The following is a 25,285-nucleotide window of genomic DNA, read 5'->3' as shown; positions in this document are numbered from 1 at the left end:
TATGATGCGATTATAGTAAGATTTTTTAGGGGGGAAGAAAAATGACAAGTTCAAGTAATAAAGCAGCGAGTATTTATGAAGGAACAAATGTAAATGCTGGGGGATTTTTTGAAAACGTTGAAGAAACAAAGTTGTTTGATCCAATTCAAGTTGGAGCTTGGTCTCTTCGTAATCGTATAGTGATGGCACCGATGACAAGATGCTTTGCAGATAATGAGACTGGAGTAGTTGGTGCTGATGTAGTGGAGTACTACAGAAAACGTGCTGCGGATGGAATTGGACTAATTATTACAGAAGGAATTGTCATTAGTCCGAGAGCAAAAGGAAACCCAGGAGTACCAGGTATTTATACACAAGAACAAATCGATTCTTGGAAACCTGTTACAGAGGCAGTACATAAAGAAGGCGGGACGATTATTGCTCAAATATGGCATGTTGGGCGTATGAGTCATCATGAAATAATTGGTGGTCAAATGCCACAAGCACCATCGGCTATCGCTGCAGAGGGAAATGTTCCACGCTTTCGTAAACCGTTTGATACGCCAGAAGCAATGACGTTAGAAGAAATACAAGAAGTGATCGGTCAATACGCACAAGCTGCGAAAAATGCGATCGAAGCTGGATTTGATGGAGTAGAAATTCACGGTGCACACGGATATTTAATCGATCAATTTACGTATGAGTTTGCGAATAAGCGAACAGATAAATATGGCGGTGATTTAAAACAAAGGTTAACGTTTATGAAAGAAGTAACGGCGGCTGTAATAGAAGCTGTTGGAGCTAATAAAACACTTCTTCGTTTCTCTGCTTTCAAAGGTGATAATCCTACTTATATGTGGGAAAATCCTGAGTTTGCAATTGAAACGTTCATAAATATGTTTAAAGAGGTTGGGTTAACGATGATCCATCCTTCAACGATGAATTATACGCAAGAGATTGCTGACGGAAAGAATTTTCATCAACTAGTAAGAAAATATTGGGATGGTACGATTGTTGGGGTTGGTAATTTAAATCCGAAAGAGGCCGAAGAAGCGTTGCAAGAAGGAACGATTGATGTAGCGGCATTCGGAAGACCGTTAATTGCTAATCCAGACTTTGTTCATCGAATTAAACACGCTGAAAGTTTAGTTGAATATGACGCGAAAGAGCATCTTGCTACGTTAGTATGAATAAAGATAAAAGGAGAGCACATCGAGTGTTCTCCTTTTATTATGGAATTTCATAGGGGGAAGCGGGATGAGTGAAACGCTACTCGTTATTATTAGTATATTACTATTTTTAATGTTGCTTTTAATCGTCTTTTTTATCATTACATTTTTTATAAAAAAACGAACACACCATTCTATTTTAAAATTACATCCGTACTTAGGAAGAATGCGCTACTTACTGGAAAAGATAGGGCCTGAATTTCGACAATATTGGTTTGATCATGATACGGATGGAAAGCCTTTCTCACGTTATGATTTTCAAAGTGTTATGTTTTTAGCGAAATATCGCTCTGAAATACTTGGTTTTGGATCAAAACGAGATTTTGAAGCTTCTGGATATTATATTGCTAATACATTATTTCCGATATTAACTGAGGAATTAAGTGTGAATCTCACGCAAGAGCGGGAAGGTAAAAAGTACGTGATTCATAAAGAAGGGTTATTTTCAAGAAGAGAAAAATTGACAGCGGATACAACGAATCTTTGGCTGTACGAAGAAGATGATGCAATTATAGTCGGTGAGAACCGTAAATATCCGTGGAAGCTACATGGCATGTTTGGTGCATCTGCGACTTCTTACGGTGCGATTGGAGAAAATTATATTTTAGCGAGTGGTTTTGGAGCAAAAATGGCAGGCGGATCGTGGATTAATACGGGTGAAGGTGGCGTTATTCCAGAACATTTACACACAGGAGCGAGTATCGTTGCGCAAATTGGTCCAGGGTTATTTGGATACCGTGATGAAGACGGTAATTTTTCAATGGGAAAATTCATGGAGAAAGCGAAAGAAAGTAATATTAGAGCATTCGAATTGAAATTTGGGCAAGGTGCTAAAATACGTGGTGGTCATTTAGAGGGACAAAAAGTAAATGAGAAAATTGCTTTTGTTCGCAACGTCCGAAAGGGAGAGACGATTAATTCACCGAATCGATTTTCATTTTTAAAGAATGCAGCGGATACACTTTGTTTTATTCAACAGTTGCAAGAAAACAGCGGTAAACCAGTTGGAATGAAAATTGTAATTGGTCAGCAGGAGCCTTTGGAAGATTTAATAAAAACAATGAAAGAACTAAACATTTACCCAGATTTTATTACAATCGACGGTTCAGAAGGCGGGTCAGGGGCAACGTATAAATCGATGGCAGATTGTATGGGACTGCCGCTTATTCCAGCATTACTTACATTTATTGATACAGCAAACCATTATGGTGTCCGTAACAAGTTTAAAGTATTTGCATCGGGTAAATTAATCACACCAGATAAAGTGGCGATTGCTTTAGCGATTGGGGCGGATGCTGTAAGTTCAGCCCGTGGGTTTATGATGGCAAGTGGCTGTATTATGGCCCTTCAATGTAATTCTGGTCAATGTCCATCTGGTGTAGCTACGACGAATCCGCATTATCAAAAAGCGTTAGATCCGTATGAGAAGAAGTGGCGAGTCATGAATTATATTATTAGTATGAGATATAGTTTATTTTCATTAGCGGCAGCGGCGGGAGTGAAGAGCCCGCGCCATTTAACTAGAGAGCATATTGTGTTTAAAGACGAGGTGGGGAGAGTAGTTCCTCTTTCGGAATTGTTTCCTATAGTAAATCAAACCTAAAAGTATATTTGATGTGTAAGATTTTTTAGAGGAATAATTATATTTTTGGAAAAATTAGGAGTATAATAGGGGAGTATTTTTGAAAATGACTATTTTTAGGGAGAGATTCACTTGCAGCAAGGTTCGTACAGTATTACAATTTTTTTACTCGTCATAGGGCTCGTTATATTTAGACGCATGCGCTCTATGAATCGACCAATTAATAATAAAGGAAGACGACTACTATTGCCATTATTCTTCTTATTACCAGGTTTTTCTTTATACGCAGCAGCTATACAACTTGCTGGTTGGCAAATTGGTATAGCTGCTGGGATCGGACTGTTATTGTCAATTCCACTTATTATTTTAAGTGGGTATGAAGTCAGAGAAGATGGTCAAATTTATGCAAAAAAAAGTATCGCTTTTATTGCTACATTTTTAGTTATCGTTCTTTTACGTGCTTATTTTAGAAGACATTTACAAGGTCTAGATCCAAAGTCAATCGGCATTCTTTTCTACACTCTTGCGGTTTGTTATATAGTACCTTGGCGTATTGGATGCTATATGAAATTTCGTAAAGTATATGTAGAGAAAGCAAAATTTGAGACGTCAATAAGCTAAAAGTCATACATTTGTATGGCTTTTAGTTTTTAAAATTTATCGGGTAAAGGAATGAAAATAAGGTGTGAAAAAACACTCTTTAATTTTCTGAATATTATTACTTTAATTTCTTGAAAAATCATTGTAATCCACTGGGATAAAGGCGTTTATAAAGGTTTTCACATGTAATGAAAAGTGCTCGTTCACTTGAAAGAACAAAAAATGTTTGTTAAGGTAGGGAACCATAAGTGAAAACAAGAAAAATGAAAGTAAGGACTTATTGACAATAAAAAATAAGTAACTTATAATAAATCTTGAGTTCGAGATAAATAATGTTCATAATGAAAATTTATTATGGTTATAAATCGAACAAATTTTTTTTGTGAATTATCTTGAATTCGAGATAATTCAATAGGTTAGACGCCGATACGTAATTTTTTGATTAATATCTCGAATTCGAGATAAAATTATAATGACGGATTTTACTTTGTAGCATGGACAAAATGAATAATGAATTTAAATGTAAAAGAATTTTTATAATGAAATAAAAAAGGAGTGGAAGAAATGGAAAAGAAAACAATGGGAATCCATCATATTACAGCGATTGTAGGGCATCCACAAGAAAATGTAGACTTTTATGCTGGTGTATTGGGGTTACGTTTAGTGAAACAAACAGTGAATTTTGATGATCCAGGTACGTACCATCTTTATTTTGGAAATGAAGGAGGAAAGCCTGGAACAATTATTACGTTTTTCCCATGGGCAGGTGCTCGTCAAGGTATTATTGGAGATGGTCAAGTAGGAATTACGTCTTACGTTGTACCAAAAGGTGCAATGGAGTTTTGGGAAAATAGATTAGAAAAATTCGATGTTTCGTATACAAAAATGACTCGTTTTGGAGAGCAGTATTTAGAATTTGATGATCCGCATGGTTTGCATATAGAATTAGTTGAAAGAGAAAAAGGCGAATTAAATAATTGGAGTTTTGGAGAAGTTACACCAGAAGTAGCAATTAAAGGGTTTGGAGGTGCTGTTCTTTTATCTACACAGCCTCAAAAAACAGCTGAATTGTTAGAACATATTATGGGTCTTGAGAAAATTGGAGAAGAGGGTGAATTTGTTCGATTCCGTTCTTCTGCTGACATTGGAAATATTATTGATTTGAAATTATCAACAATCGGTCGTGGCCAAATGGGCGTTGGCACAGTTCATCATATTGCCTGGAGAGCGAGTGACGATGCTGATCAGCTAGACTGGAAAGAGCATGTGTCGCGTTTTGGATATCACGTAACTCCTGTACAAGATCGAAATTATTTTAACGCGATTTATTTTAGAGAACATGGTGAAATCTTATTTGAAATTGCAACAGATCCTCCTGGTTTCGCTCATGATGAATCGTTAGAGACGATGGGTGAGGAATTAAAGTTACCGGAACAATATGAACAACATAGAAAACAGATTGAACAAACGCTTTTACCATTTGAAGTGAGAAATTTAGATTAAAGTGATTGAAGGGGGAACAGGATTATGATGAAACATGTTTTTCAAAAAGGAAAAGATACGTCAAAACCAGTGTTGTTATTACTTCATGGTACAGGTGGTAATGAATTAGATTTACTACCACTTGCAGAAATAGTTGATCCGGAAGCGTCGGTATTAAGCGTTAGGGGAAATGTGTTAGAGAATGGGATGCCGCGTTTCTTCCGCCGATTAGCAGAGGGCATTTTTGATGAAGAGGATTTAATTTTCCGTACGAAGGAATTAAATGAATTTTTAGATGAAGCGGCTAAAGAATATAAATTCGATAGAAATAACATTGTAGCTATCGGTTATTCGAATGGGGCAAATATCGCAGCAAGCTTATTATTCCATTACGAAAATGCATTGAAAGGTGCTGTACTTCATCACCCAATGGTACCAAGAAGAGGAATGCAATTAGCAAATTTAGCAGGGAAATCTGTATTTATTGCTGCTGGGACAAATGATCCAATTTGTTCATCAGCAGAGTCAGAGGAATTGAAGATACTATTAGAAAATGCAAACGCGAATGTAACAATGCATTGGGAAAATCGAGGGCATCAATTAACGATGGGTGAAGTAGAAAAAGCAAAAGAGTGGTATGACAAAGTATTTTAAAAAAGAAGCATCTGCTAACGATTAGCAGATGCTTCTTTTTTATTTAAGACTGGATTGCAAGATGAGATGAAGAAAGTGGTAGCTCAATATCAACAATTGTACCTTTATTTAATTCGCTTGAAATGTGTAATTTACCATGATGTTCTTCAATTATTTTGTAACACATCATTAATCCTAGTCCTGTGCCTTTTTCTTTTAAACTATAAAAAGGTTCGCCTAGACGGGAGATACGATCTTCTGGAATGCCACAACCTTCATCGATAATTCGTATTAAGATGAAATTATCCTCTAATGGTTTTGTTTGGATGAAAATATTTCCGCCATTTGGCATCGCTTCTATCGCATTTTTTAATATGTTTATAAAAACTTGTTTTAATTGGTTACCGTCACATTGAATATCATATACGTAATCAAAATGATCCATGATGATATGAACGCTATGCATAATTGCAGTCGGTAAAATAAATGTAACTACCTCTTCAATTAAAGTTTGTATGTTACAAGTTTGGATAGATAATACTTGTGGCTTAGACATCGCCATAAATTGACTCGTGATGGATTCCATTTGTGAAATCTCACTTAACATAACATCGATATACCATTTTTGCTCCTCATTTATTTCAGGGAGGAGCAATGTTAGAAAACCCTTTAGGGAAGTGAGTGGATTCCGAATTTCATGGGCAATTCCAGCTGTCAGTTGTCCGACTACTGCGAGCTTCTCAGATTTTCGTAGTAACTTTTCAGTTTCTTTTAGCTCAGTAACATCTCTCCCCATCACGATAAGACCTTTGCGAGAACCATCAGGATGATAAAGCGGAACTTTTGATATACTTAAGATTAAATCGAAATCATCTCTATGTATAATAAATTCCTCGCCATGAAGAATTTGTCTTTGTTGCCATGCTAGTTCATCGACTTCTTCACAATGTAAAAAAGCTTCTCGGTATGCTTCATTATATTGAATGAGTTCGCTATCTTTTTTCCCGTGGTAAGGTACATGATGGAAGTTGAAGCAAGAAAGTGCGTAGTCATTTGCCTCAAGCCAGCGCCCTTCATGATCTTTAAATATAACAAACGCAGGCATGGAGTTTACTAATGTACGTAATCTCTTCTCACTTTCTTTTAGCATATTCTCAATTCTTTCTGATTTTTCAAGTGGCTTCATAATAGCGTATACACCAGTAAGACGATTTTGAACAAAGATAGGAACTAGTTTTGTCACAACATCTAATAAGAATCCATTTTTATGATAAATAGATAAGATATACTCTTGTTGATTATCCGCTTCAGTATTCTTTATATTTTGTAATACTTGCTCAGAAATATGGGCTCCTAAAATAGAGGTAATATTTTTCTGTTCTAATTCTAAAGAAGTGTAACCTAATATTCTTTCGGCAGAAGGATTTATATGTAGAATAACTCCTTCTAAGTTTAATGAAATAATACTATCAGGATTATGTTCGAACAGAGATGCGTACATTTCTGTTAATGAACGATCTTGTATATGGTTTCGCAAACGTCTAGAAATGTTCGGATGACGTTTTTTTTGAGTTGGTGAATATTTTTTACGACTCATAATAGTTCCTCCGTACAAATAGCATCTAAAAAGATTTGTCTATTCATAACTATAATATAGATGTGATGTGTATTTCTATAAAAAATGGAAGTTATAGAATAAATTTTGTTTTTTTATTTTTTTTGCAAAGTGAATGCAGGATGGTAATAAGGGGAGCTTATATTGTTTTATAACCCTTTTGTAAGTTACAGACGGCTGTTTTCCGTATAACATTAGGGTAGAGGAGGGGGAGAGAAAATGAAAAATTATATTCAAGGGATTGATCACGTGCAAGTAGCTGCACCTGTAGAGTGTGAAGAAGAGGCGCGTGATTTTTATGGGAATAAAATTGGTATGGTAGAAATTCCAAAGCCAGAAGAGTTGAAAAAACGAGGTGGATGTTGGTTTAAATGTGGAAATCAAGAAATCCATATTGGTGTCGAGCGGAACTTTACACCAGCTAAAAAGGCTCATCCAGCTTTTTATGTGAATGAAATTAATGAATTTAAGCAAACACTTATAGAGCAAGGTGTAAAAGTGATTGATGATTATGCACGGCCAGATGTAATTCGATTTTACGTATCAGACCCGTTTGGAAACAGAATTGAATTTATGCAAAATAAAGACTAGGTGTATTCCCACCTAGTCTTTAACTTCTTCTGAAAAGTCCTAACACTTCTACAGTTTCTGTAATATTAACGAATGCATTCGGGTCAATTTCAGAAATTGTAAGTTTCATACTTGCTAATTCTTCACGAGAAACGACCGTCATAAGTACACGCTTTTTCTCGCTTGAATAAGCGCCTTCGCCATCAAGTAACGTTATTCCACGTACAACAGTTGAAAGAAGCTGTTTTTTCATTTTTTCTGCTTCATTTGTTACAATCATAAGTGTAACTTTACGATGTTTTGTATGAACAGCATCAATTACTTTACCAGTTACATAAATTGAAAGTAAGCTTGTAAGTGCAACATCCCAGGTGAAGAAGAATCCTGCGATTATTACAACGACTGCATTTAAAATAATAAGGAATCCGCCAAGTTTAATGTCTCGCTTGCGGGATAAAAGCATACCGATAATATCAAATCCACCAGTGGATCCATTACAGTTAAAAACAAGACCAATACCAGCTCCGGCGATGACACCTCCGAAGATAGAAGATAACAATGGATCTGTTGCTACGACTTTTACTGGAACGTAGTATAATGCAACAGATAATACAACTACAGAGACAACTGTGTTAAAAATTACTTTTTTTCCAAGGCCTATGTACCCTAAAATAAGGATAGGTAAGTTTAATACAAAGTTAATAATGCCTGTGTTTACAGGGGTTACAATCCCTAAAATAATAGCAATTCCGCCAATTCCACTACTTAAAATTTTGTGGGGGATAAGGAAAAGATTAAAGGCAACCGCAATAATAATAGAACCGATAATAACACCAAGGAATCTGACCATTTCTTTCCCGTCCTTCACTGAAAAATTCATATTATTTCAAGATTATATATGATATTGAAAGTTTTGGGTAAAAACAGTTTATTTTGGTAAATTAGATTAATCGAAAGAATTTGAGTATTTTATCATTTGAAAGGGGATACAGTTGTGAAGATAAAAACATATCAACAGAAAAGCCCGTTGAAGCAAGAATGTGAGGATTCTTATTTTTGTAATAAAGATAAAAAGATTTATGGTGTATGTGACGGTGCAACACCACTTGTCCCGTTTCGTGATGAAAATGGACATAATGGAGCATACATCGCTTCGCATTTATTTGCAAATTATTTTACTGCATTACGAGAGAATCATAGTTTACAATTTGCAGTTGCCAAAGCAAATGAAGCATTACAAAGCAAAATGTTAGAATATGAAGTAGACACGAGAAAAAAAGAGCATTTGTGGTGCACATGTATCGCGGCAGTTCAAATAGTTGGTGAGAAAATTGAATATGCGCAGCTTGGGGACTGTATGATTGTCGCAACTTTTCAAAATGGAACGATGCAAGTATTAACGAAAGACACAGTTGAAGGAATTAGTAAACGAGCAAAAAGGAAGAGGGAAGAAGATCGTAAGAAAGGTTTATCTGTGCCGGAAGAACCTGTTTTTCAAGATGTTCGAGAACAATTAAAGTACAATCGTTATCTTGCAAATATGCCAAATGGTTACTCAGTTGCAAATGGAATGAAAGAAGCGATACATTATTTACAACATGGTGAATTACATACAGATGAAGTGAGTGGAATTTTTATTTGTTCAGACGGGTTATTTCACCCAGATTGGTCATTAGAACAAACTGTTGCATATATAAGAAAGAATAGTATAAATGAATATGTAGCAATCATTGAAGAGCTAGAAGCGGAAAAGAGAATAAGGCCAGATGATAAAACGATTATTATGATTGATTTTTAAGAGGAGGCAGTTCAAATGGAAATTAAATATGTCAATCTAACATTTCAAGATGAATTAGTTCCTTTAGAAAAAGTAAATCAACTGATTATCCACCATACAGCTGAAGATGGATGGGACGTGTATAAAACGCATGAATTTCATCAAACTGTAAGAGGGTGGAGCGGGATTGGTTACAACTATTTTATCGAAAAGGACGGAACTGTAGTGGAAGGGCGAGGTTTACATATTGGAGCGCACGCGAAAGACCATAACCGCCATACAATTGGAATATGTATGACGGGAAATTTCGATAAATACGATCCAACTCCTGCACAAGTGAATGCATTATATTCTTTATGCAAAATGTTTATGAAGCAATTTGCTATAAAGAAAGAAAATATACTAGGTCATAGGGAGTTAGAAGGAGTTACAAAAAGCTGTCCTGGTAATCGTTTTTCTATGGTAGAGTTAAGGAAGATATTATCTTAAATATAGAGGAGTAACAACGATGATGAATATAAAAATACCAAATGATAAAAAAGAAGAACTTGTAGCGCAAATTCAGCAATTTTTCGTTGAAGAAGATTTAGATGAAATTGGACGTTTCCAAGCAGAGCGTTTAATAGAAGAAATGGTTAAATTAGTTGGACCATTTGCATACAATCAAGCAATTGGAGATGCAAGAAAGCTTGTAAGTGAGAAATTAACGAATATCGAAGAAGATTTATACGTGTTAGAGAAGAATGAAGGAAAATAAAAAAAGAGCCGATGGGCTCTTTTTTTATTTGATTGATAGCAAAAAAACATAGGGAAAACACGGAAAAGACATTGAAAATACACCTTTTATTTTTAGAATATTCTTAGTTTTAAAATACTTCAGAAAGGAAGATTGTAATGAGATTAACGCCAAGAGAAATTGATAAACTGCTAGTAGTTGTTGCGGCTGATTTAGCTTATCGACGAAAGGAGAGGGGGCTTAAGTTAAACTATCCAGAAAGTATCGCTATTATTACGTATGAAATTTTGGAAGGAGCAAGAGATGGTAAAAATGTAGCGGAATTAATGGAACTTGGAAAAACCATTTTAAGTGCTGAAGATGTTATGGATGGTATTGCAGACATGATATCAGATATTCAAGTTGAGGCAACTTTTCCTGATGGAACAAAATTAGTAACTATTCATCAGCCAATTCATTAAAGGAAGTGAATGTTATGATTCCAGGGCAATATATCCTTGCGAAAGAAGACATAGTATGTAATGGAAATAAAAAAGCAATGAAAGTCAAAGTGATAAATCAGGGAGATAGACCCATTCAAATTGGATCTCATTACCACTTTTATGAAGTGAATGAGGCGTTAAAATTCAATCGCAGTGTAGCAATTGGACAACATTTAAATATTCCAGCAGGTACAGCGGTAAGATTTGAGCCTGGAGATGAAAAAACGATTGAACTAGTTCCATATTCAGGGGAACAAGAAGTATATGGATTTAAAAATAAAGTGGATGGCGATATTCAATCTTACACAAAAAGAGGGAGATAGCATGAGTTTTAAGATGTCACGTAAACAATATGCTGATTTATATGGTCCAACTACAGGAGATTCTATTCGTTTAGCGGATACACAATTATTCGCACATGTTGATCGAAATGCCACTGTATATGGTGATGAAGCTGTCTTTGGTGGAGGAAAATCAATTAGGGATGGTATGGGACAAAATTCACAACTTACAAGAGAACAGGGGGTTGTGGATGTTGTTATTACGAATGCAATTATTATTGATTATACGGGAGTATATAAAGCGGATATTGGTATAAAAGATGGGAAGATTTCAGCAATTGGTAAGAGTGGTAATCCTTCAGTTATGGATAATATTGATATCATCATTGGAACATCAACGGAAGTAATTTCTGGTGAGCGGAAAATCGTTACAGCTGGAGGTATTGATACACATGTGCATTTCATATCCCCACAACAAATTGATACGGCATTGGCTTCAGGTATAACAACTTTAATTGGTGGGGGAACAGGACCGGCAGAAGGGACTAAGGCAACTACAATAACACCTGGATCTTGGAATTTAAGGAAAATGCTAGAAGCAGCAGAAGCTTTTCCTATAAATCTTGGATTTTTAGGGAAAGGAAATAGTTCAAGTTTACCTGCCCTGGAAGAACAAATATTTGCAGGGGCTATCGGATTGAAAATCCATGAAGATTGGGGAGCAACTTCGTCAGCAATTAATCACTCGTTACAGATTGCTGATAAATATGATATTCAAGTCGCTATTCATACGGATACGTTAAACGAATGTGGTTTTGTGGAAGAAACGATAAAAGCTATTGATAATCGTGTTATTCATACGTACCACACTGAAGGAGCTGGAGGTGGGCATGCACCAGATATTATAAAGATTGCTGCGCTGAATAATATTTTACCATCATCAACGAACCCGACCTTGCCATATACAGTGAATACGCTGGATGAACATTTAGATATGCTCATGGTATGTCATCATTTAAAAGCGAATATTCCAGAAGATGTAATGTTTGCAGATTCAAGGATTCGAAAAGAAACAATCGCGGCAGAGGATATTTTGCAAGATTTAGGGGTTTTCAGCATGATTAGCTCTGACCCACGGGGGAGGGGAGGGGTGGGAGAGTTTATTATTCGAAATGGGAAAACCGCCGATAAAATGAAAAAGCAGATTGGTAGTTTAGAGGGAGATAAAGAATATAACGATAATAATAGAATTCAACGTTATATAGCTAAGTATACAATTAATCCAGCTATTACACATGGGATTTCAGAATACGTGGGCTCTATTGAAATAGGAAAGTATGCAGACCTTGTAATATGGGATCCACAATTTTTCGGTGTTAAGCCAGATATGGTTTTGAAAAACGGAATGGTAGTGATGGCATTAATGGGAGACGAGAATGCTTCAATTCCTACCCCACAACCATATTATGAAAAAAAGATGTTTGGTGCATATGGAAAAGCAGTACAGTCAAGTTCGATTACATTTGTATCGAAAGTAGCTTATGAGAATAATATTAAAGAAAAATTAGGTTTAAATAAAGTTGTATTACCTGTTAAAAATACGAGAGAGATTTCGAAGCAAGATATGAAGCTAAATAATGCAACACCAGAAATTGAAGTAGATCCGCAGACATATGAAGTTAAAGTTGATGGACAAGTAATCACGTGTGAAGCAGTAGATGTACTACCTATGGCTCAAAGATATTTTTTATTTTGATATAACGGGGGAGATAAAATGATTATTGAAAAAATTAATAACAACGTATGCAATATGAATGATTTCTCAAACACAAAAAAGCATCTTGATAAGATATTAATTTCTAGTGAGCTTTTACTGAAGAGAGTTCAGAAATTATATTCAGAATCTGGTTTTGAAATTGGGGTGTCTTTAGATAGTGGAGAAACATTAAAGAACGGTGATATTTTATATGAAGATGAAAATCGAATTGTGTATATTGAAGTATTACCAGAAGAGGTAATTGTAATTACTCCAAAATCAATAAAAGAAATGGGGATTATTGCTCATAACTTAGGGAATAGACATTTACCAGCACAATTCGATGAAGGGTGCATGATTTTGGCGAACGACTACTTAGTAGAAGATTTACTTAAAAAGGAAGGTGTTCCTTATCAAAAGGAAAATAGAGTATTACCAAAACCGTTCAAGCATGCTTCGCACAAACATATTTAACCTACTTAACCTACTCCAAATTAGTGATTCGAACTTCCCAACAGGAAGTTTTAGTCACTCTTTTGGATTAGAAACATTTATTCAAGAGGGACAAGTTACAAATAAAGACGGGTTTTTCAAATGGGTTAATCGATATGTAAAAGTCCAATTAACATACACGGACGGCTTAATTTGCAAATATACTTACGAAGCCATTAAGAATAATGAGGGAGAACAAATTACATTTTTAGATGATTTAATAACAGCACAAACATTGCCTTTTGAATGTAGAAAAGCAAATAGAATGATTAGTAAAAGTACTTCTAAATTATTGTGTGAATTGTTCTCGTTTGTAAATTTAAATATATATAAAGAAAATATTATGGGTAATAAATTACAAGGTCATCCGAGTATTGTATACGGAATATTAGGGGCGGAATTGAAAATGACAATAGAAGAAACGCTCTTAGTTTTCTTATACTCAAGTGTTGGAAGTATAATTCAAAACGGTGTGAGAGCCATTCCTCTTGGACAAACAGATGGTCAAAAACTATTACAAGAATGCCATGAATTAATCTGCGAATCTATTGATAGAATTCAAATACTTTCATTAGAAGATTTTGGATTGAATGATCCTGAATTCGAAATAAATCAAATGCAACATGAAGATGTAAATGTAAGGGTCTTCATGTCATAGGGAGGAAGAATAAAATGATAAAGCCTATTAAAATTGGTATCGGTGGCCCCGTAGGTGCTGGGAAAACCATGTTAGTTGAAAAGTTAACAAAACATCTAAATACAGATTATGAAATTGCAGCAATTACAAACGATATTTATACGAAAGAAGATGCAAAGATTTTATTGAAAACAGGTGTTTTATCAGAAGATAGAATTATTGGTGTAGAGACAGGGGGGTGCCCGCATACAGCAATTCGAGAGGACGCTTCTATGAATTTTGAAGCAATTGAAGAACTCATGATTAGACATAATAATTTAGATATTATTTTTATTGAAAGCGGGGGTGATAATTTAGCTGCCACATTTAGTCCGGAGCTAGTGGATTTTTCAATTTATATTATTGATGTGGCACAGGGAGAAAAGATTCCGCGTAAAGGTGGACAAGGAATGATCAAATCTGATGTATTTGTAATTAATAAAACGGATTTGGCACCTTATGTAGGAGCTAATCTTGGAGTTATGGAGCAGGATACGAAAAATTACCGACATAATAAACCATACTTTTTTACAAATTTGAAGGATGAGGAAGGTTTACAAGAATTAATAAATTGGATGAGACAGAACATTATGTTAGAAGGACTGAAAAAATGAAATCCCCTACAGGTGTCTTAAACATTGATATGATGGAAAAGAGACATAAAACCGTACCTATTAAGGTTTATCATAAAGATGCCTTAAAAGTAACGCAGCCAATATATTTGGATGAGTATGGTAGAGCATATTACTATATTATGAATTCTGGTGGAGGCTATTTAAAAGGAGATTTCTATTCTATAAATATAAATGTTGGTAAAGATGCGAAAACATATATAACAAGCCAATCAGCAACGAAAGTTTACAAGACTCCAAATAGTTATGCTTTGCAAGAATTGAATTTTTATATTGGTGAGAATGCTGTTATGGAGTATTTACCAGACCCGTTAATTATGTACAAGGATGCAGCATATAAGCAAAAAACAAATATATATATGCAAAATAATTCTACATTGATTTTATGCGATTCAGTTACGCCTGGTTGGTCGCCAAATATGGAGAAGTTCACATACCAATATTTTGATTCGTTAACAAAAATATATATGGAAAATAAACTTGTAGTATACGATCATTTATTGCTAAACCCTTTCAAAGAGTCGTTAGATCAAATGGGAATATTAAATCAATATTCCCATTATGGTACTTTCATAGTTATTAATGAGAACATTACAAATGATTTAATTGCAACATTGAAAACATCACTTTCTAACACTAACAATATGAAAATTGGAATATCTTCTATACCATGTAAAGGCTTTGTCATTCGCATACTTAGTCATAATACTGAGGATATGGAGTCTATATTTTTTCAGTGTCATCGTTTTGTTAGAGAGAATTGTCTACATGAAGAATTAACATCCTATCGAAAATATTAAGTAGGAGAAGGGGATACTATGACTAATGTGGGATTATTGTTTGTCGGTGCAGTTCTATTTATGAATTCACTAGCAGCTTTTAAACTTATTGATAGCAAAAGTGTAGGATACTTTAATTTATTTGTAGGGGCATTACAAACTTTGACACCATTATATTTATTATTTACAGGAAGTCAATCCGATGAGTGGACTATCCTATCTAATGGAACTATTTTTTTATTTGGTTTTACTTATTTATATGTTGGTCTTACGAATATATTAAAACTTGATTCTTCAGGTGTAGGTTACTATTCTCTTTGGGTTGCTATCATTGCAACGGTTATGGGAATTGTGAATCAATTACATGAGAGTGGTAGTTTGCAAAGTACAATAATTTGGTTCTTTTGGGCATTCCTTTGGTTTTTATTTTTCCTACAAGATGGATTGAAAAAGAAGATTCATATTTATGTAGGTATTGTTTGCTTCATTGAATCTTGGATTACTGCAACAGTACCAGCTCTGTTAACACTTACAAATCATACCGACGTGTTAAATAATTTTGTAATTATTTTAGCGACTATTATAACGATTTTAGTTTTTATTATGGCACTTTTCTTTTTCAAGAGTATTCAATTTAAAGTAGAAAGGGTTAGTAACTATGTGGAAAAGTGAACTGAAAAAGGCAACCAACTTTTTTGTTATTATTATATTTCTTCATGTGCTTGGAATTTTATTATTATTAACGGCGCTATATAAAGGTAATAGCATAATCGGAATGGCTATTATTGCATATTCTTTAGGGTTGCGTCATGCGTTTGATAGTGATCATATTGTCGCAATTGATAATACTGTTCGGAAATTAATTGAAAAAGGTAAAAACTCACAGGGGGTGGGATTTTACTTCTCATTAGGACACTCTACGGTAGTATTTGCGATGATTGTATTAATTGCTTTAATTGGAAAAACGGCAAAACATGGAATGGAGAGCTTTTCAACTATAGGCGGTATTATCGGTACAATCGTTTCTAGTACATTCCTTATCATTATTGGTCTTACCAATCTGTTGTACCTTATTAAAGTGTTGAGAAGCCACGAGGACAAACAGCCAGAAAATTTAGGGTTTATATATCGTTTCACACAGCGCTTATTTACGTTTATTGATAGTCAGAAGCAATTGTATATAATCGGTTTTTTATTTGGACTTGGTTTTGATACAGCGAGTGAAATTGGATTAATTGCTCTTTCTACAGTAACTGCAACAAGTCAATCTATTCCACTTGTAAGTATATTTGCTTTCCCCGTTTTGTTTGCTGCCGGAATGTCATTAATGGATACATTAGATAGTACATTCATGAATACGAATTATAAGTGGGCAATGGAAAATAGTCGAATAAGAAATTCATATAATGTATTAATTACCTCAATATCTGTTATTACGGCTTTTTTAATAGGGGGATATCAACTATTATCTTTGCTTATTGAAAGCTATAATTTACAGGGCCCGTTTTGGAATCTCATACAAGTAGTTAATTTTGATTATCTGGGTATATGTCTTGTTGCATTCTTTATTATTTCTCTTATTGTTTTTGTTGTATGGAATAGAAATGCCTTTAAAGAACCGCTTACAAAGAGCATAGAGAAATAAAAATATATCATATGTCATTTGGTTCATTATGTATATAAAGTAAAATAAAAAACACGTTAGATGAAAATTCATCCAACGTGTTTTTTATTATTTATGTTCCTTATATTCATGTACTTTTTCTTTCGCATTACCAACTGTATCTTTAGCAGTGCCTTTCACCTTATCCCATTTTCCTTCAGCTTGTAATTTCTTATTGTCAGTTACTTTCCCGACAACTTCTTTTACTTCGCCCTTTACCTTATCGATGGCACCTTCTACTTTTTCTTTTAAACCGTGTTCGTGCTTAGTCATACATTTCTCCTCCTTGTAGTTTGATTAGAATTTTCTTTTCATAGTGCAAGTTGAATGATGTATCTAGTAATATCGTAACAAATTTAGTTTGAATATTCAAATGATTAACGGGATAGAAAAGGAATTGTCATAAAATGTTTAAAAATGTAACGGAAGGAGAAAGAAAGTAAATTATATGTCTTTTGCAGTCCATATTGATTTTGTATAAGCGATTTTCATATGGGCACGTTCCATATTATTTTGACTGCCGCTACCGAACCTTGCTTGTCCAACTATTAAAGTACAATTGGATTCAATAGCTGTCTTAATTCGTCTTTGAATTAATGCAGTGTGACAGCCTTTACGCTGAAATTCTGGTAAAGTAGCAGAAGCAGCTAATGATGCGACACCTTTATTTATATACAGGACACCAATACCAGCAGGACTATTTTGAATTTCTGCTATGAAAAAATGCCATCCTGGTTCATTGTAAAGAATTTCGTTATTTTGGCGAACACCATCTTTTGTAAAGGATGGCATATTAAATCCACGTACATATATGTCTGCAAAAATATCAAATTCATTTTCTTTCAGTTTTCGTAATGTAATATTAGAAGGAAGAAGTGATGAACTCTCTCTCGGTATACTATACAAAGCAGTATGGAAGCTAGATTGGTAAAAACCTTTTTGAGATAAGTATTGAAATAGTTCAGTTGTGCCTTGTGCTGGTGTAATTTCAAAACGGCAAGGGATTTGTAGTGATTCATAATAAGAAATGATTGCATCAATCGCATCTGCATTTGTAATACCTTTTACCGTATTAAAAGCAGGACCAGCAATTATTTTTGATGAAAAGGCAGTGGCGCTACCGAATTTTTTCATTTGCACTTGCATGGGGTTTCCGCTTATTGTTTGTAGTCTCTCTAATCTAGAAGAGAGCATATCAATTTCTGCATTTTCAATTTCTGTTGCTATATCGAGTGTCATAACAGTAGTCATAAAATTCCTCCGTTAATAAATATATTTCATAGTATATATACGATTTTTGTTTTGAGATTCCTGTTGTAATGTAGGAGAATAAGAAGTTTTTTGGAAGGGAAATGGAATTGAACTGTCGAAGGGAGTAGAAACAGATTAAAGGTGGTGCTCTCATGAAACAGAAAGACGTGCAGACATGCTCTAATTGTGGTTCTCAAAATATAGGAGAAGGTGAGTTTGTCGGATATGCACAAATACGGAAAAAGGAAACGATGTTCACATCTTCACCGGTGGATGCTTATATTTGTACAGATTGTGGGAATATCCTTTTATTAAAGGTAAGGAATTATGAAAGGTTTAAACAGAAACCTTTATGATTATTGAGAAGTGGTCATATCCAACTTTGTATACGAAACGACTTATGTTAAGGAAAATGAATATGAGTGATAGTTTACATATATATGAGTATGCTACAGATAAAGAGATGACAACTTTTACTGTATGGGATGCTCATCGATCGTTATGTGACACATATAACTATGTAGAAGAAATTGTGGGGCAATATAATGAAGGGCAAGTAGCACCTCTTGGAATTGTATTAAAAGAGGAGAAGAAACTTATAGGCACGTGTGGATTTATAAAATATGATTTGGTCACACATACAGCAGAAATTGCATACGCCTTATCTCGAAAATATTGGGGAAGAGGATTAGCTACGGAGGCTGCATTAGCTTTTTTCTACTATGGTTTTCATGAGTTGCATCTTAATAGTATTGAAGCGGGATGTGATTCAGAAAATGAAGCATCTGAAAAATTAATGAAACGTTTGAATATGGAGTACGAGTGCACGATTCAAAAGGATATGTTCATTAAAGGTAAGTATCGTGACACGAAAAGATATTGTATATCTCGAGAAAGATATATGGATAAATGAAATATTTCATATAAAAAACTCCTTTAAATGAATAAAGGAGTTTTTTTATTTTTTATAACAATAATTACCTTTAATTGTTATAATTGGTTGTTAAGGGGTCTTGGTTTATTAACGCCATAATCATAGAAGGAAAATAGCTAAATCGTCTATAAAACCATTAAATAACACAATCGCAACCGTAAGTTGACAAAGTGCAACCCCGGGAAGATAGAGATAAGGGCAATGTCTACATACAATTTAGGTAAGAAAACAAAGGGGGGCACACATATGGGATTTGGTGAAAAGCTTTTTAAATTAAGAAAGGAAAAGGGCCTTTCTCAAGAAGCATTAGCTGAAAAATTAAACACAACAAGGCAAGCGGTTAGTAAATGGGAAAACGGTCAAGGTTTTCCTGAAACTGAGAAGTTAATAATGATTGGAAATGTTTTTGAAGTATCACTCGACTATTTATTAAAAGAAACTGCAGAGCAAAGTAATGAAAATGTGGATGGCTATTACGTAAGTCAGGAAATGGCAGAAGGGTATATAGTGTACGGACAAAAGATTTCAAAATATATAGCGTTAGGGTTTAGTTTGCTTATTTTGTCTACAATACCGTATCTATTATTTAAAGAAAATGCAACAATGTCGACATTTCTTGTCATTATCATTGCTGTTCTTGGAATTGGAGCAATGATGGCACCTGTAACGATAGAAGAGAGTCGATACAATGTATTGAAAAAGGAAGAACTACTATTTGATCAAAACTTTCTAAAAGAATTGACAAAAAGATATGTGATTATTAAGAAGAAGTATGCTGCGGTAATGATCGTTGGATTTTGTTTTATAGCAGCAGGCGCGATCCCGTTTTTGTTTGAGAAAAAGCATATCACTTCAGGGGAATTAGTTCAGTATTATCCGTACTGTGTTGTACTTATTGCTATCGGAGTTTATCTTTTTGTTCGTGTGTTAGGAGTATGGGAGATATATCGAATTTTAGTAGAAAATAAGGAATACAGTAATCGTTTTATTTTTAAACTGAAAAAGAAAGTAAGAAAAAAGGTAGATAGTTTATAAAAGATAAAAAACATGTTTCGAATCAATGTATTCAAAACATGTTTTTTATCGTTCTGAATTATTTCCAAAGAAATAATTCAGAAAAAACAGAAAAATGTCGTAACCATTTGCGTAATTCTGTTATAATAAACGAAAAATGAAAACGCTTTAAAGGGGGATATAACCAATATGATGATGAATGTACCGCTAACAATTAGTTCTATGATGGAAAGAGCAGAGAAACTGTTTTCGAAGAAAGAAATTGTTTCACGGACACATGATACAGTTACAACGTTAACGTATAAGCAGTTAGGGGAAAGGACGAGAAGACTTTCCAGTGCGTTGAAAAAGCTTGGAATTAAAGAAGGTGAACGTGTAGGAACGTTAGCGTGGAACCATCATCGACATGTAGAAGCGTATTTTGCTATTCCAGGTATTGCTTCTGTTTTGCACACGATTAATATTCGTTTATCTCTTCAACATATTTCATACATTATTCAGCACGCAGAAGACCGAATTCTACTTATAGATGAAGATCTCGTACCGCTCGTTGAAAATATTCAATCACAATTATCAACTGTACAAGCTTACATTATTATGACTGATAAAGATGAACTTCCAAATACTATGCTGGAGCCTGTATATCATTATGAAAAGCTATTAGAAGAAGGCGATCCCAATTTCCAATTTGTAAAAGATATTGATGAAAATACACCTGCTGGTATGTGTTATACGTCAGCGACTACAGGAAACCCAAAAGGTGTTGTATATACGCATCGTAGTACTGTATTGCATTGTATAGCACTCGGTTTAGCTGATACAGCTGCTTTATCGGAAAGTGACGCAGCAATGGCAATTGTCCCGATGTTTCATGTGAACGCTTGGGGACTTCCTTTTGCGGCTACTTGGTTTGGATCAAAACAAGTTCTTCCTGGACCGATGTTTACCCCGAAAATTTTATTAGAGATGATTCAATCAGAAAAAGTGACGTTAGCTGCGGGTGTGCCGACAATTTGGCTCGGCGTATTACAAGAGTTAGAAAATAATAGTTACGATTTATCTAGTATGACGAGAATACTATGCGGAGGTGCAGCTGCGCCGAAAAGCGTTATTAAAGCATTTGAACAGAAACATAATGTTCCATTCATACATGCATATGGTATGACTGAAACGAGCCCACTCGTAACACTTGCACGTTTAAAAAGTTATGAAACAGAATTATCGTATGAAGAGCAATTAGAAATTAGATCAAAACAAGGGTATCTTGTCCCTGGTGTAGAGATGAAAGTAGTCGGTACAAATGGTGAAGTGAAGTGGGATGGTACGGAGATGGGAGAACTATGTTTACGAGCGCCATGGATCGCTGAAAGCTATTATAACGATAATCGTACTGTCGAAGGTTTTCGTGATGGTTGGTTATATACAGGAGATGTCGTTACGGTTGATGAGGAAGGCTGCGTGAAAATTGTTGACCGTACGAAGGATGTTATTAAAAGCGGGGGAGAATGGATTTCTTCGGTCGATCTTGAAAATGCTTTAATGGCACATGATGCTATATTTGAAGCGGCTGTCGTTGCAGTTCCTCACCCTCAGTGGCAAGAGCGACCAATTGCCTGCGTCGTTCAAAAGAAAAATAGTACGGTTACAAAAGAAGAAATATATGAGTTTTTAAAACCACAGTTTGCGAAGTGGTGGTTGCCAGACGATATTGTCTTTATGGAAGAAATACCGAAAACATCTGTTGGGAAGTTTTTAAAACAGGCGCTTCGGAAAGAACTGGAGCATTTGCATAGAGAGAAATAAGTGAATTCTTATTTGTAAACTTAAATGAAATAAAAGTTGACAAAAGAAGGGTGGAAAGATAATATAATTTTCGTGATATGTTATCTAAAACCACTTTTAAGTTTACAAACAGGAGAAGAAAATATGCATACAAAAAAATTAGTTTTCGTCGCTTTATTTAGTTCTATTATGGGAGTGTTAGGGTTAATACCTCCGATTGCTCTTTCTATTACACCAGTTCCGATTACATTGCAATCACTCGGTGTTATGCTTGCGGGTGGATTGTTAGGGTCACGCCTTGGTGCATTAAGTCAGCTTATTTTCTTACTTATTGTAGGAGTTGGAGCACCATTACTTGCTGGTGGACGCGGTGGCCTTGGTGTATTTGTTGGGCCAAGTGCAGGATATTTACTTGGTTACATCATTGGAGCGTTTGTTATTGGTTATTTAATTGAGCGTTTACGTGAAGTTTCTATTATAAAAGTATTATGTATTAATATAATTGGTGGTATTTTCGTAGTTTATGTATTTGGTATTACTGTACAAGCGTTTTTAATGGATGTTTCTGTATGGGAGACAATGAAAGTGAGTGCTGTGTTTTTACCAGGGGATTGTATAAAAGCAATTATCGCGGCGATTCTCGTAACAAAATTACATCGTTCATTGAAACATATTATTACGCCCGCTTTAAAGAATGGAAAATATACAAATGCGGGATGATAAAGGGAAGAAACACGTTAATTCCGTGTTTCTTTTTATTATTTTTGTAAAGAAAGGACGTCTCATATGGGTATTACAAAAGAATACAAAAAGCATGCCTCTTTACAACCAAATAAAATAGCGATAAAGGAAAATGATAGAGTTTTAACATATAAAGAGTGGTTCGAATCAGTTTGTAAAGTAGCAAACTGGTTGCACGCAACAGAATCAAAGAATAAAACAATAGCAATCCTATTAGAAAATCGTATAGAGTTTTTACAACTATTCGCTGGTGCCGCTATGGCCGGGTGGGTTTGTGTTCCGTTAGATATAAAGTGGAAACAAGATGAGCTCAGAGAAAGAATTGAGATCAGTAATCTGGATATGATTGTGACAGAACGATATAAGGTAAATGATCTACCTGATGAAGAAGGAAGAGTAATTGAAATTGATGAGTGGAAAAGAATGATAGAGAAATATCTTCCTACACATTCCACTGTAGAAAGTTTACGAAATGCTCCCTTTTATATGGGATTTACATCAGGATCAACTGGAAAAGCAAAAGCATTTTTACGTGCACAGCAATCGTGGGTTCATAGTTTTGATTGTAATGTACATGACTTTCATATGAAAATGGAGGATTCAATTTTAATAGCTGGGACGCTCGTTCATTCTCTTTTCTTATACGGGGCAATAAGTGCATTATATGTAGGACAAACGGTGCATATTATGAGAAAGTTCATTCCGAATCAAGTATTAGATAAGTTAGAAACTGAAAATATATCGGTTATGTATACAGTTCCGACAATGCTTGAATCTTTATATAAAGAAAATAGATTAATAGAAAATAAAATGAAAATTATTTCATCAGGAGCGAAATGGGAAGCTGAAGCGAAAGAAAAAATAAAGAATATATTTCCTTATGCGAAAAGATATGAATTTTATGGTGCATCAGAGTTAAGTTTTGTAACAGCACTAGTCGATGCAGAAAGCGAAAGAAGGCCAAATTCAGTAGGAAAACCTTGTCACAATGTGCAAGTTCGAATATGTAATGAAGCAGGCGAAGAAGTACAAAAAGGCGAGATAGGAACTGTTTATGTGAAAAGTGATCAGTTTTTTATGGGATACATAATAGATGGGGTTTTAACACGGGAGTTGAATGCAGATGGCTGGATGACAGTGCGAGATGTAGGCTATGAAGATGAAGAAGGCTTTATATATATTGTTGGTAGAGAGAAGAATATGATTTTATTTGGAGGAATCAATATTTATCCAGAAGAAATAGAAAGTGTATTACATGAACACCCAGCTGTTGATGAAATAGTTGTAATTGGTGTGAAAGATAGTTACTGGGGTGAAAAGCCAGTCGCGATCGTAAAAGGAAGTGCTACGAAACAACAATTAAAGAGTTTTTGCTTACAACGATTATCCTCGTTTAAAATACCGAAAGAATGGCATTTTGTAGATGGAATACCTTATACAAATAGTGGGAAAATCGCTCGTATGGAAGCAAAAAGTATGATTGAAAACCGGGAGAAAACATATGAATAAGGCAGTTATTGTAGAGGCGAAAAGAACACCTATCGGTAAGAAGGATGGGATATTAAAAGAGTATGAAGTTCAGCAATTAGCAACGCCGCTTCTTACGTTTTTAAGTAAAGGAATTAAGAGAGAGATAGACGATGTTATATTAGGAAATGTTGTTGGGCCAGGAGGGAATGTTGCAAGATTATCTGCTTTAGAGGCAGGACTTGGCTATCATATTCCTGGTGTAACGATTGATCGGCAATGTGGTGCTGGTTTAGAAGCAATTCGAACTGCGTGTCATCTCATTCAAGGCGAGGCAGGTAATTGCTATATCGCCGGAGGAGTAGAGAGTACAAGTACGTCACCTTTTCAAAAAAGAGCAAGATTTTCACCTGAAACAATTGGTGATCCTGACATGGGAGTAGCAGCTGAATATGTTGCGGAACGTTATAACATAACGAGAGAAATGCAAGACGAGTACGCTTGTCTTAGTTATAAGCGGACACTGCAAGCGTTAGAAAAAGGATATATACATGATGAAATATTTTCTTTTAATGGATTATTAGATGAATCTATAAAGCCAGAAATGAATTATGAACGAATCATTAAAAGAACAAAGCCCGCATTTTTACAAAATGGAACAGTGACGGCAGGTAATTCATGTGGTGTAAATGATGGGGCATGTGCTGTTCTTGTAATGGAAGAGGGACAAGCCCTAAAGTTAGGTTATAAACCTGTCCTTCGTTTCGTTCGTAGTACTGTAGTGGGAGTGGATCCCAATCTTCCAGGGACTGGTCCGATATTTGCGGTGAACAGATTATTAAACGAAATGAATGTAAAAGTAGAGGACATCGATTATTTTGAAATAAATGAAGCATTCGCCTCAAAAGTTGTTGCTTGCGCAAAAGAGTTACAAATTCCGTATGAAAAATTAAATGTAAATGGTGGGGCAATTGCGCTCGGTCATCCGTACGGTGCATCTGGAGCTATGCTTGTAACACGTTTGTTTTATCAGGCTCAAAGAGAGTCTATGAAATATGGAATTGCTACATTAGGAATTGGAGGCGGGATAGGGATTGCGCTATTATTTGAGAAAGTAGAAGACTAGTGAGGT

Annotated in this window: 29 protein-coding genes; 25 read left to right on the top strand and 4 right to left on the bottom strand. The window is 35.0% G+C overall.

Annotated elements, in window-relative coordinates; all coding sequences use genetic code 11:
• The first annotated feature begins 41 nt into the window (after positions 1-41).
• The 5 genes from ES895_RS18300 (at position 42) to ES895_RS18280 (ending at position 5,526) form a co-directional block, all read left to right on the top strand.
• Positions 42-1,169: an alkene reductase gene (locus ES895_RS18300; RefSeq protein ID WP_000204588.1), complete on the top strand. Its 1,128-nt coding sequence runs from the start codon at positions 42-44 to the stop codon at positions 1,167-1,169.
• A 67-nt stretch (positions 1,170-1,236) separates the two neighbouring features.
• Positions 1,237-2,811 (top strand): FMN-binding glutamate synthase family protein, encoded by a 1,575-nt coding sequence (locus tag ES895_RS18295; protein ID WP_000005165.1) that lies wholly within the window; start codon positions 1,237-1,239, stop codon positions 2,809-2,811.
• A 111-nt stretch (positions 2,812-2,922) separates the two neighbouring features.
• Entirely contained in the window at positions 2,923-3,411 is a 489-nt protein-coding gene (locus ES895_RS18290) for a cytochrome c biogenesis protein CcdC (protein WP_002103478.1), read from the top strand.
• Between the two features lie 543 nt (positions 3,412-3,954).
• Positions 3,955-4,893, top strand: a complete 939-nt coding sequence (locus ES895_RS18285) for a ring-cleaving dioxygenase (protein WP_000412731.1) — start codon at positions 3,955-3,957, stop codon at positions 4,891-4,893.
• 24 nt (positions 4,894-4,917) lie between these two features.
• Positions 4,918-5,526: an alpha/beta hydrolase gene (locus ES895_RS18280; protein ID WP_000975485.1), complete on the top strand. Its 609-nt coding sequence runs from the start codon at positions 4,918-4,920 to the stop codon at positions 5,524-5,526.
• 43 nt (positions 5,527-5,569) lie between these two features.
• On the opposite strand, the gene ES895_RS18275 is transcribed toward ES895_RS18280, so the two are convergent.
• The gene (locus tag ES895_RS18275) at positions 5,570-7,102 is read right to left on the bottom strand and encodes a BA3702 family sensor histidine kinase (RefSeq protein ID WP_000087658.1); all 1,533 of its coding nucleotides are present in this window, start codon (positions 7,100-7,102) and stop codon (positions 5,570-5,572) included.
• A gap of 237 nt (positions 7,103-7,339) precedes the next feature.
• Between ES895_RS18275 and ES895_RS18265 the strand changes: the two genes are divergently transcribed.
• Positions 7,340-7,711, top strand: coding sequence for a VOC family protein (locus ES895_RS18265; protein ID WP_000800767.1), 372 nt, complete (start codon positions 7,340-7,342; stop codon positions 7,709-7,711).
• Positions 7,712-7,730: 19 nt separating this feature from the next.
• On the opposite strand, the gene ES895_RS18260 is transcribed toward ES895_RS18265, so the two are convergent.
• On the bottom strand, positions 7,731-8,540 hold the full coding sequence (locus ES895_RS18260) for a YitT family protein (protein ID WP_000251344.1): 810 nt from the start codon (positions 8,538-8,540) through the stop codon (positions 7,731-7,733).
• 126 nt (positions 8,541-8,666) lie between these two features.
• Between ES895_RS18260 and ES895_RS18255 the strand changes: the two genes are divergently transcribed.
• The 12 genes from ES895_RS18255 to ES895_RS18200 all read left to right on the top strand — a co-directional run bounded on the left by ES895_RS18255 (position 8,667) and on the right by ES895_RS18200 (position 16,946).
• On the top strand, positions 8,667-9,488 hold the full coding sequence (locus ES895_RS18255) for a protein phosphatase 2C domain-containing protein (protein ID WP_002062026.1): 822 nt from the start codon (positions 8,667-8,669) through the stop codon (positions 9,486-9,488).
• Between the two features lie 15 nt (positions 9,489-9,503).
• Positions 9,504-9,956: a peptidoglycan recognition protein family protein gene (locus ES895_RS18250; protein ID WP_000404192.1), complete on the top strand. Its 453-nt coding sequence runs from the start codon at positions 9,504-9,506 to the stop codon at positions 9,954-9,956.
• 19 nt (positions 9,957-9,975) lie between these two features.
• Positions 9,976-10,224, top strand: a complete 249-nt coding sequence (locus tag ES895_RS18245; RefSeq protein WP_000981075.1) for a DUF2164 domain-containing protein — start codon at positions 9,976-9,978, stop codon at positions 10,222-10,224.
• Between the two features lie 137 nt (positions 10,225-10,361).
• Positions 10,362-10,664, top strand: coding sequence for an urease subunit gamma (locus tag ES895_RS18240; RefSeq protein WP_001241328.1), 303 nt, complete (start codon positions 10,362-10,364; stop codon positions 10,662-10,664).
• A 14-nt stretch (positions 10,665-10,678) separates the two neighbouring features.
• Entirely contained in the window at positions 10,679-11,008 is a 330-nt protein-coding gene (locus ES895_RS18235; RefSeq protein ID WP_000612160.1) for an urease subunit beta, read from the top strand.
• A gap of 1 nt (position 11,009) precedes the next feature.
• Positions 11,010-12,722, top strand: a complete 1,713-nt coding sequence (gene ureC / locus ES895_RS18230; protein ID WP_135238548.1) for an urease subunit alpha — start codon at positions 11,010-11,012, stop codon at positions 12,720-12,722.
• Positions 12,723-12,740: 18 nt separating this feature from the next.
• The gene (locus tag ES895_RS18225) at positions 12,741-13,196 is read left to right on the top strand and encodes an urease accessory protein UreE (protein WP_000582805.1); all 456 of its coding nucleotides are present in this window, start codon (positions 12,741-12,743) and stop codon (positions 13,194-13,196) included.
• Complete coding sequence (locus ES895_RS18220; RefSeq protein ID WP_000946573.1) at positions 13,174-13,872, top strand: urease accessory protein UreF; 699 nt, start codon at positions 13,174-13,176, stop codon at positions 13,870-13,872. The genes ES895_RS18225 and ES895_RS18220 overlap by 23 nt, the downstream gene beginning before the upstream one ends.
• A gap of 14 nt (positions 13,873-13,886) precedes the next feature.
• Positions 13,887-14,504, top strand: coding sequence for an urease accessory protein UreG (gene ureG, locus ES895_RS18215; RefSeq protein ID WP_000594928.1), 618 nt, complete (start codon positions 13,887-13,889; stop codon positions 14,502-14,504).
• A complete protein-coding gene (locus tag ES895_RS18210) occupies positions 14,501-15,322 on the top strand; it encodes an urease accessory protein UreD (RefSeq protein WP_135238547.1) in 822 nt (273 codons plus the stop codon). Before ureG ends, ES895_RS18210 begins: the two co-directional genes overlap by 4 nt.
• A gap of 18 nt (positions 15,323-15,340) precedes the next feature.
• Positions 15,341-15,973 (top strand): AmiS/UreI family transporter, encoded by a 633-nt coding sequence (locus ES895_RS18205; protein ID WP_000185993.1) that lies wholly within the window; start codon positions 15,341-15,343, stop codon positions 15,971-15,973.
• The gene (locus tag ES895_RS18200; protein WP_135238546.1) at positions 15,960-16,946 is read left to right on the top strand and encodes a HoxN/HupN/NixA family nickel/cobalt transporter; all 987 of its coding nucleotides are present in this window, start codon (positions 15,960-15,962) and stop codon (positions 16,944-16,946) included. The genes ES895_RS18205 and ES895_RS18200 overlap by 14 nt, the downstream gene beginning before the upstream one ends.
• An 87-nt stretch (positions 16,947-17,033) precedes the next feature.
• Here the strand turns inward: ES895_RS18200 and ES895_RS18195 are convergent, their stop codons facing one another.
• Complete coding sequence (locus tag ES895_RS18195) at positions 17,034-17,237, bottom strand: CsbD family protein (RefSeq protein ID WP_087967701.1); 204 nt, start codon at positions 17,235-17,237, stop codon at positions 17,034-17,036.
• A 171-nt stretch (positions 17,238-17,408) separates the two neighbouring features.
• Positions 17,409-18,215, bottom strand: a complete 807-nt coding sequence (locus tag ES895_RS18190; RefSeq protein ID WP_097814153.1) for a GNAT family N-acetyltransferase — start codon at positions 18,213-18,215, stop codon at positions 17,409-17,411.
• A gap of 152 nt (positions 18,216-18,367) precedes the next feature.
• On the opposite strand from ES895_RS18190, the gene ES895_RS18185 reads away from it, so the two are divergent.
• The 7 genes from ES895_RS18185 to ES895_RS18150 all read left to right on the top strand — a co-directional run bounded on the left by ES895_RS18185 (position 18,368) and on the right by ES895_RS18150 (position 25,279).
• Positions 18,368-18,571 (top strand): hypothetical protein, encoded by a 204-nt coding sequence (locus tag ES895_RS18185; protein ID WP_000810210.1) that lies wholly within the window; start codon positions 18,368-18,370, stop codon positions 18,569-18,571.
• Positions 18,568-19,128, top strand: a complete 561-nt coding sequence (locus tag ES895_RS18180) for a GNAT family N-acetyltransferase (RefSeq protein WP_000582844.1) — start codon at positions 18,568-18,570, stop codon at positions 19,126-19,128. Before ES895_RS18185 ends, ES895_RS18180 begins: the two co-directional genes overlap by 4 nt.
• Before the next feature lie 267 nt (positions 19,129-19,395).
• Positions 19,396-20,184 carry a helix-turn-helix domain-containing protein gene (locus tag ES895_RS18170; RefSeq protein WP_000505614.1) on the top strand — a complete coding sequence of 263 codons (789 nt, stop codon included), beginning with the start codon at positions 19,396-19,398 and terminating at the stop codon, positions 20,182-20,184.
• Positions 20,185-20,352: 168 nt separating this feature from the next.
• Entirely contained in the window at positions 20,353-21,966 is a 1,614-nt protein-coding gene (locus ES895_RS18165) for a long-chain fatty acid--CoA ligase (RefSeq protein WP_135238545.1), read from the top strand.
• A 123-nt stretch (positions 21,967-22,089) separates the two neighbouring features.
• Complete coding sequence (locus ES895_RS18160) at positions 22,090-22,665, top strand: biotin transporter BioY (protein WP_000556954.1); 576 nt, start codon at positions 22,090-22,092, stop codon at positions 22,663-22,665.
• 66 nt (positions 22,666-22,731) lie between these two features.
• Positions 22,732-24,195 carry an acyl-CoA synthetase gene (locus ES895_RS18155; protein ID WP_048568329.1) on the top strand — a complete coding sequence of 488 codons (1,464 nt, stop codon included), beginning with the start codon at positions 22,732-22,734 and terminating at the stop codon, positions 24,193-24,195.
• Entirely contained in the window at positions 24,188-25,279 is a 1,092-nt protein-coding gene (locus ES895_RS18150; protein ID WP_087967710.1) for an acetyl-CoA C-acyltransferase, read from the top strand. Before ES895_RS18155 ends, ES895_RS18150 begins: the two co-directional genes overlap by 8 nt.
• Positions 25,280-25,285: the final 6 nt, after the last annotated feature.

The sequence above is a fragment of the Bacillus sp. 007/AIA-02/001 genome, assembly GCF_004634455.1.
Classification (GTDB): Bacteria; Bacillota; Bacilli; order Bacillales; family Bacillaceae_G; genus Bacillus_A; species Bacillus_A cereus.
The sequence above is the reverse complement of the archived record's forward strand: the minus strand, read 5'-3'. Positions and strand labels throughout refer to the sequence as shown.

What these genes read in the sequence shown, in the direction of transcription:
- ES895_RS18300 (WP_000204588.1), top strand. Translation starts at nt 42, where the DNA reads ATGACAAGTTCAAGTAATAAAGCAGCGAGTATTTATGAAGGAACAAAT.
- ES895_RS18295 (WP_000005165.1), top strand. Translation starts at nt 1,237, where the DNA reads ATGAGTGAAACGCTACTCGTTATTATTAGTATATTACTATTTTTAATG.
- ES895_RS18285 (WP_000412731.1), top strand. Translation starts at nt 3,955, where the DNA reads ATGGAAAAGAAAACAATGGGAATCCATCATATTACAGCGATTGTAGGG.
- ES895_RS18280 (WP_000975485.1), top strand. Translation starts at nt 4,918, where the DNA reads ATGATGAAACATGTTTTTCAAAAAGGAAAAGATACGTCAAAACCAGTG.
- ES895_RS18275 (WP_000087658.1), bottom strand. Translation starts at nt 7,102, where the DNA reads ATGAGTCGTAAAAAATATTCACCAACTCAAAAAAAACGTCATCCGAAC.
- ES895_RS18265 (WP_000800767.1), top strand. Translation starts at nt 7,340, where the DNA reads ATGAAAAATTATATTCAAGGGATTGATCACGTGCAAGTAGCTGCACCT.
- ES895_RS18260 (WP_000251344.1), bottom strand. Translation starts at nt 8,540, where the DNA reads ATGGTCAGATTCCTTGGTGTTATTATCGGTTCTATTATTATTGCGGTT.
- ES895_RS18250 (WP_000404192.1), top strand. Translation starts at nt 9,504, where the DNA reads ATGGAAATTAAATATGTCAATCTAACATTTCAAGATGAATTAGTTCCT.
- ES895_RS18245 (WP_000981075.1), top strand. Translation starts at nt 9,976, where the DNA reads ATGATGAATATAAAAATACCAAATGATAAAAAAGAAGAACTTGTAGCG.
- ES895_RS18240 (WP_001241328.1), top strand. Translation starts at nt 10,362, where the DNA reads ATGAGATTAACGCCAAGAGAAATTGATAAACTGCTAGTAGTTGTTGCG.
- ES895_RS18235 (WP_000612160.1), top strand. Translation starts at nt 10,679, where the DNA reads ATGATTCCAGGGCAATATATCCTTGCGAAAGAAGACATAGTATGTAAT.
- ureC (WP_135238548.1), top strand. Translation starts at nt 11,010, where the DNA reads ATGAGTTTTAAGATGTCACGTAAACAATATGCTGATTTATATGGTCCA.
- ES895_RS18225 (WP_000582805.1), top strand. Translation starts at nt 12,741, where the DNA reads ATGATTATTGAAAAAATTAATAACAACGTATGCAATATGAATGATTTC.
- ES895_RS18220 (WP_000946573.1), top strand. Translation starts at nt 13,174, where the DNA reads ATGCTTCGCACAAACATATTTAACCTACTTAACCTACTCCAAATTAGT.
- ureG (WP_000594928.1), top strand. Translation starts at nt 13,887, where the DNA reads ATGATAAAGCCTATTAAAATTGGTATCGGTGGCCCCGTAGGTGCTGGG.
- ES895_RS18210 (WP_135238547.1), top strand. Translation starts at nt 14,501, where the DNA reads ATGAAATCCCCTACAGGTGTCTTAAACATTGATATGATGGAAAAGAGA.
- ES895_RS18205 (WP_000185993.1), top strand. Translation starts at nt 15,341, where the DNA reads ATGACTAATGTGGGATTATTGTTTGTCGGTGCAGTTCTATTTATGAAT.
- ES895_RS18200 (WP_135238546.1), top strand. Translation starts at nt 15,960, where the DNA reads ATGTGGAAAAGTGAACTGAAAAAGGCAACCAACTTTTTTGTTATTATT.
- ES895_RS18195 (WP_087967701.1), bottom strand. Translation starts at nt 17,237, where the DNA reads ATGACTAAGCACGAACACGGTTTAAAAGAAAAAGTAGAAGGTGCCATC.
- ES895_RS18190 (WP_097814153.1), bottom strand. Translation starts at nt 18,215, where the DNA reads ATGACTACTGTTATGACACTCGATATAGCAACAGAAATTGAAAATGCA.
- ES895_RS18185 (WP_000810210.1), top strand. Translation starts at nt 18,368, where the DNA reads ATGAAACAGAAAGACGTGCAGACATGCTCTAATTGTGGTTCTCAAAAT.
- ES895_RS18180 (WP_000582844.1), top strand. Translation starts at nt 18,568, where the DNA reads ATGATTATTGAGAAGTGGTCATATCCAACTTTGTATACGAAACGACTT.
- ES895_RS18170 (WP_000505614.1), top strand. Translation starts at nt 19,396, where the DNA reads ATGGGATTTGGTGAAAAGCTTTTTAAATTAAGAAAGGAAAAGGGCCTT.
- ES895_RS18165 (WP_135238545.1), top strand. Translation starts at nt 20,353, where the DNA reads ATGATGATGAATGTACCGCTAACAATTAGTTCTATGATGGAAAGAGCA.
- ES895_RS18160 (WP_000556954.1), top strand. Translation starts at nt 22,090, where the DNA reads ATGCATACAAAAAAATTAGTTTTCGTCGCTTTATTTAGTTCTATTATG.
- ES895_RS18155 (WP_048568329.1), top strand. Translation starts at nt 22,732, where the DNA reads ATGGGTATTACAAAAGAATACAAAAAGCATGCCTCTTTACAACCAAAT.
- ES895_RS18150 (WP_087967710.1), top strand. Translation starts at nt 24,188, where the DNA reads ATGAATAAGGCAGTTATTGTAGAGGCGAAAAGAACACCTATCGGTAAG.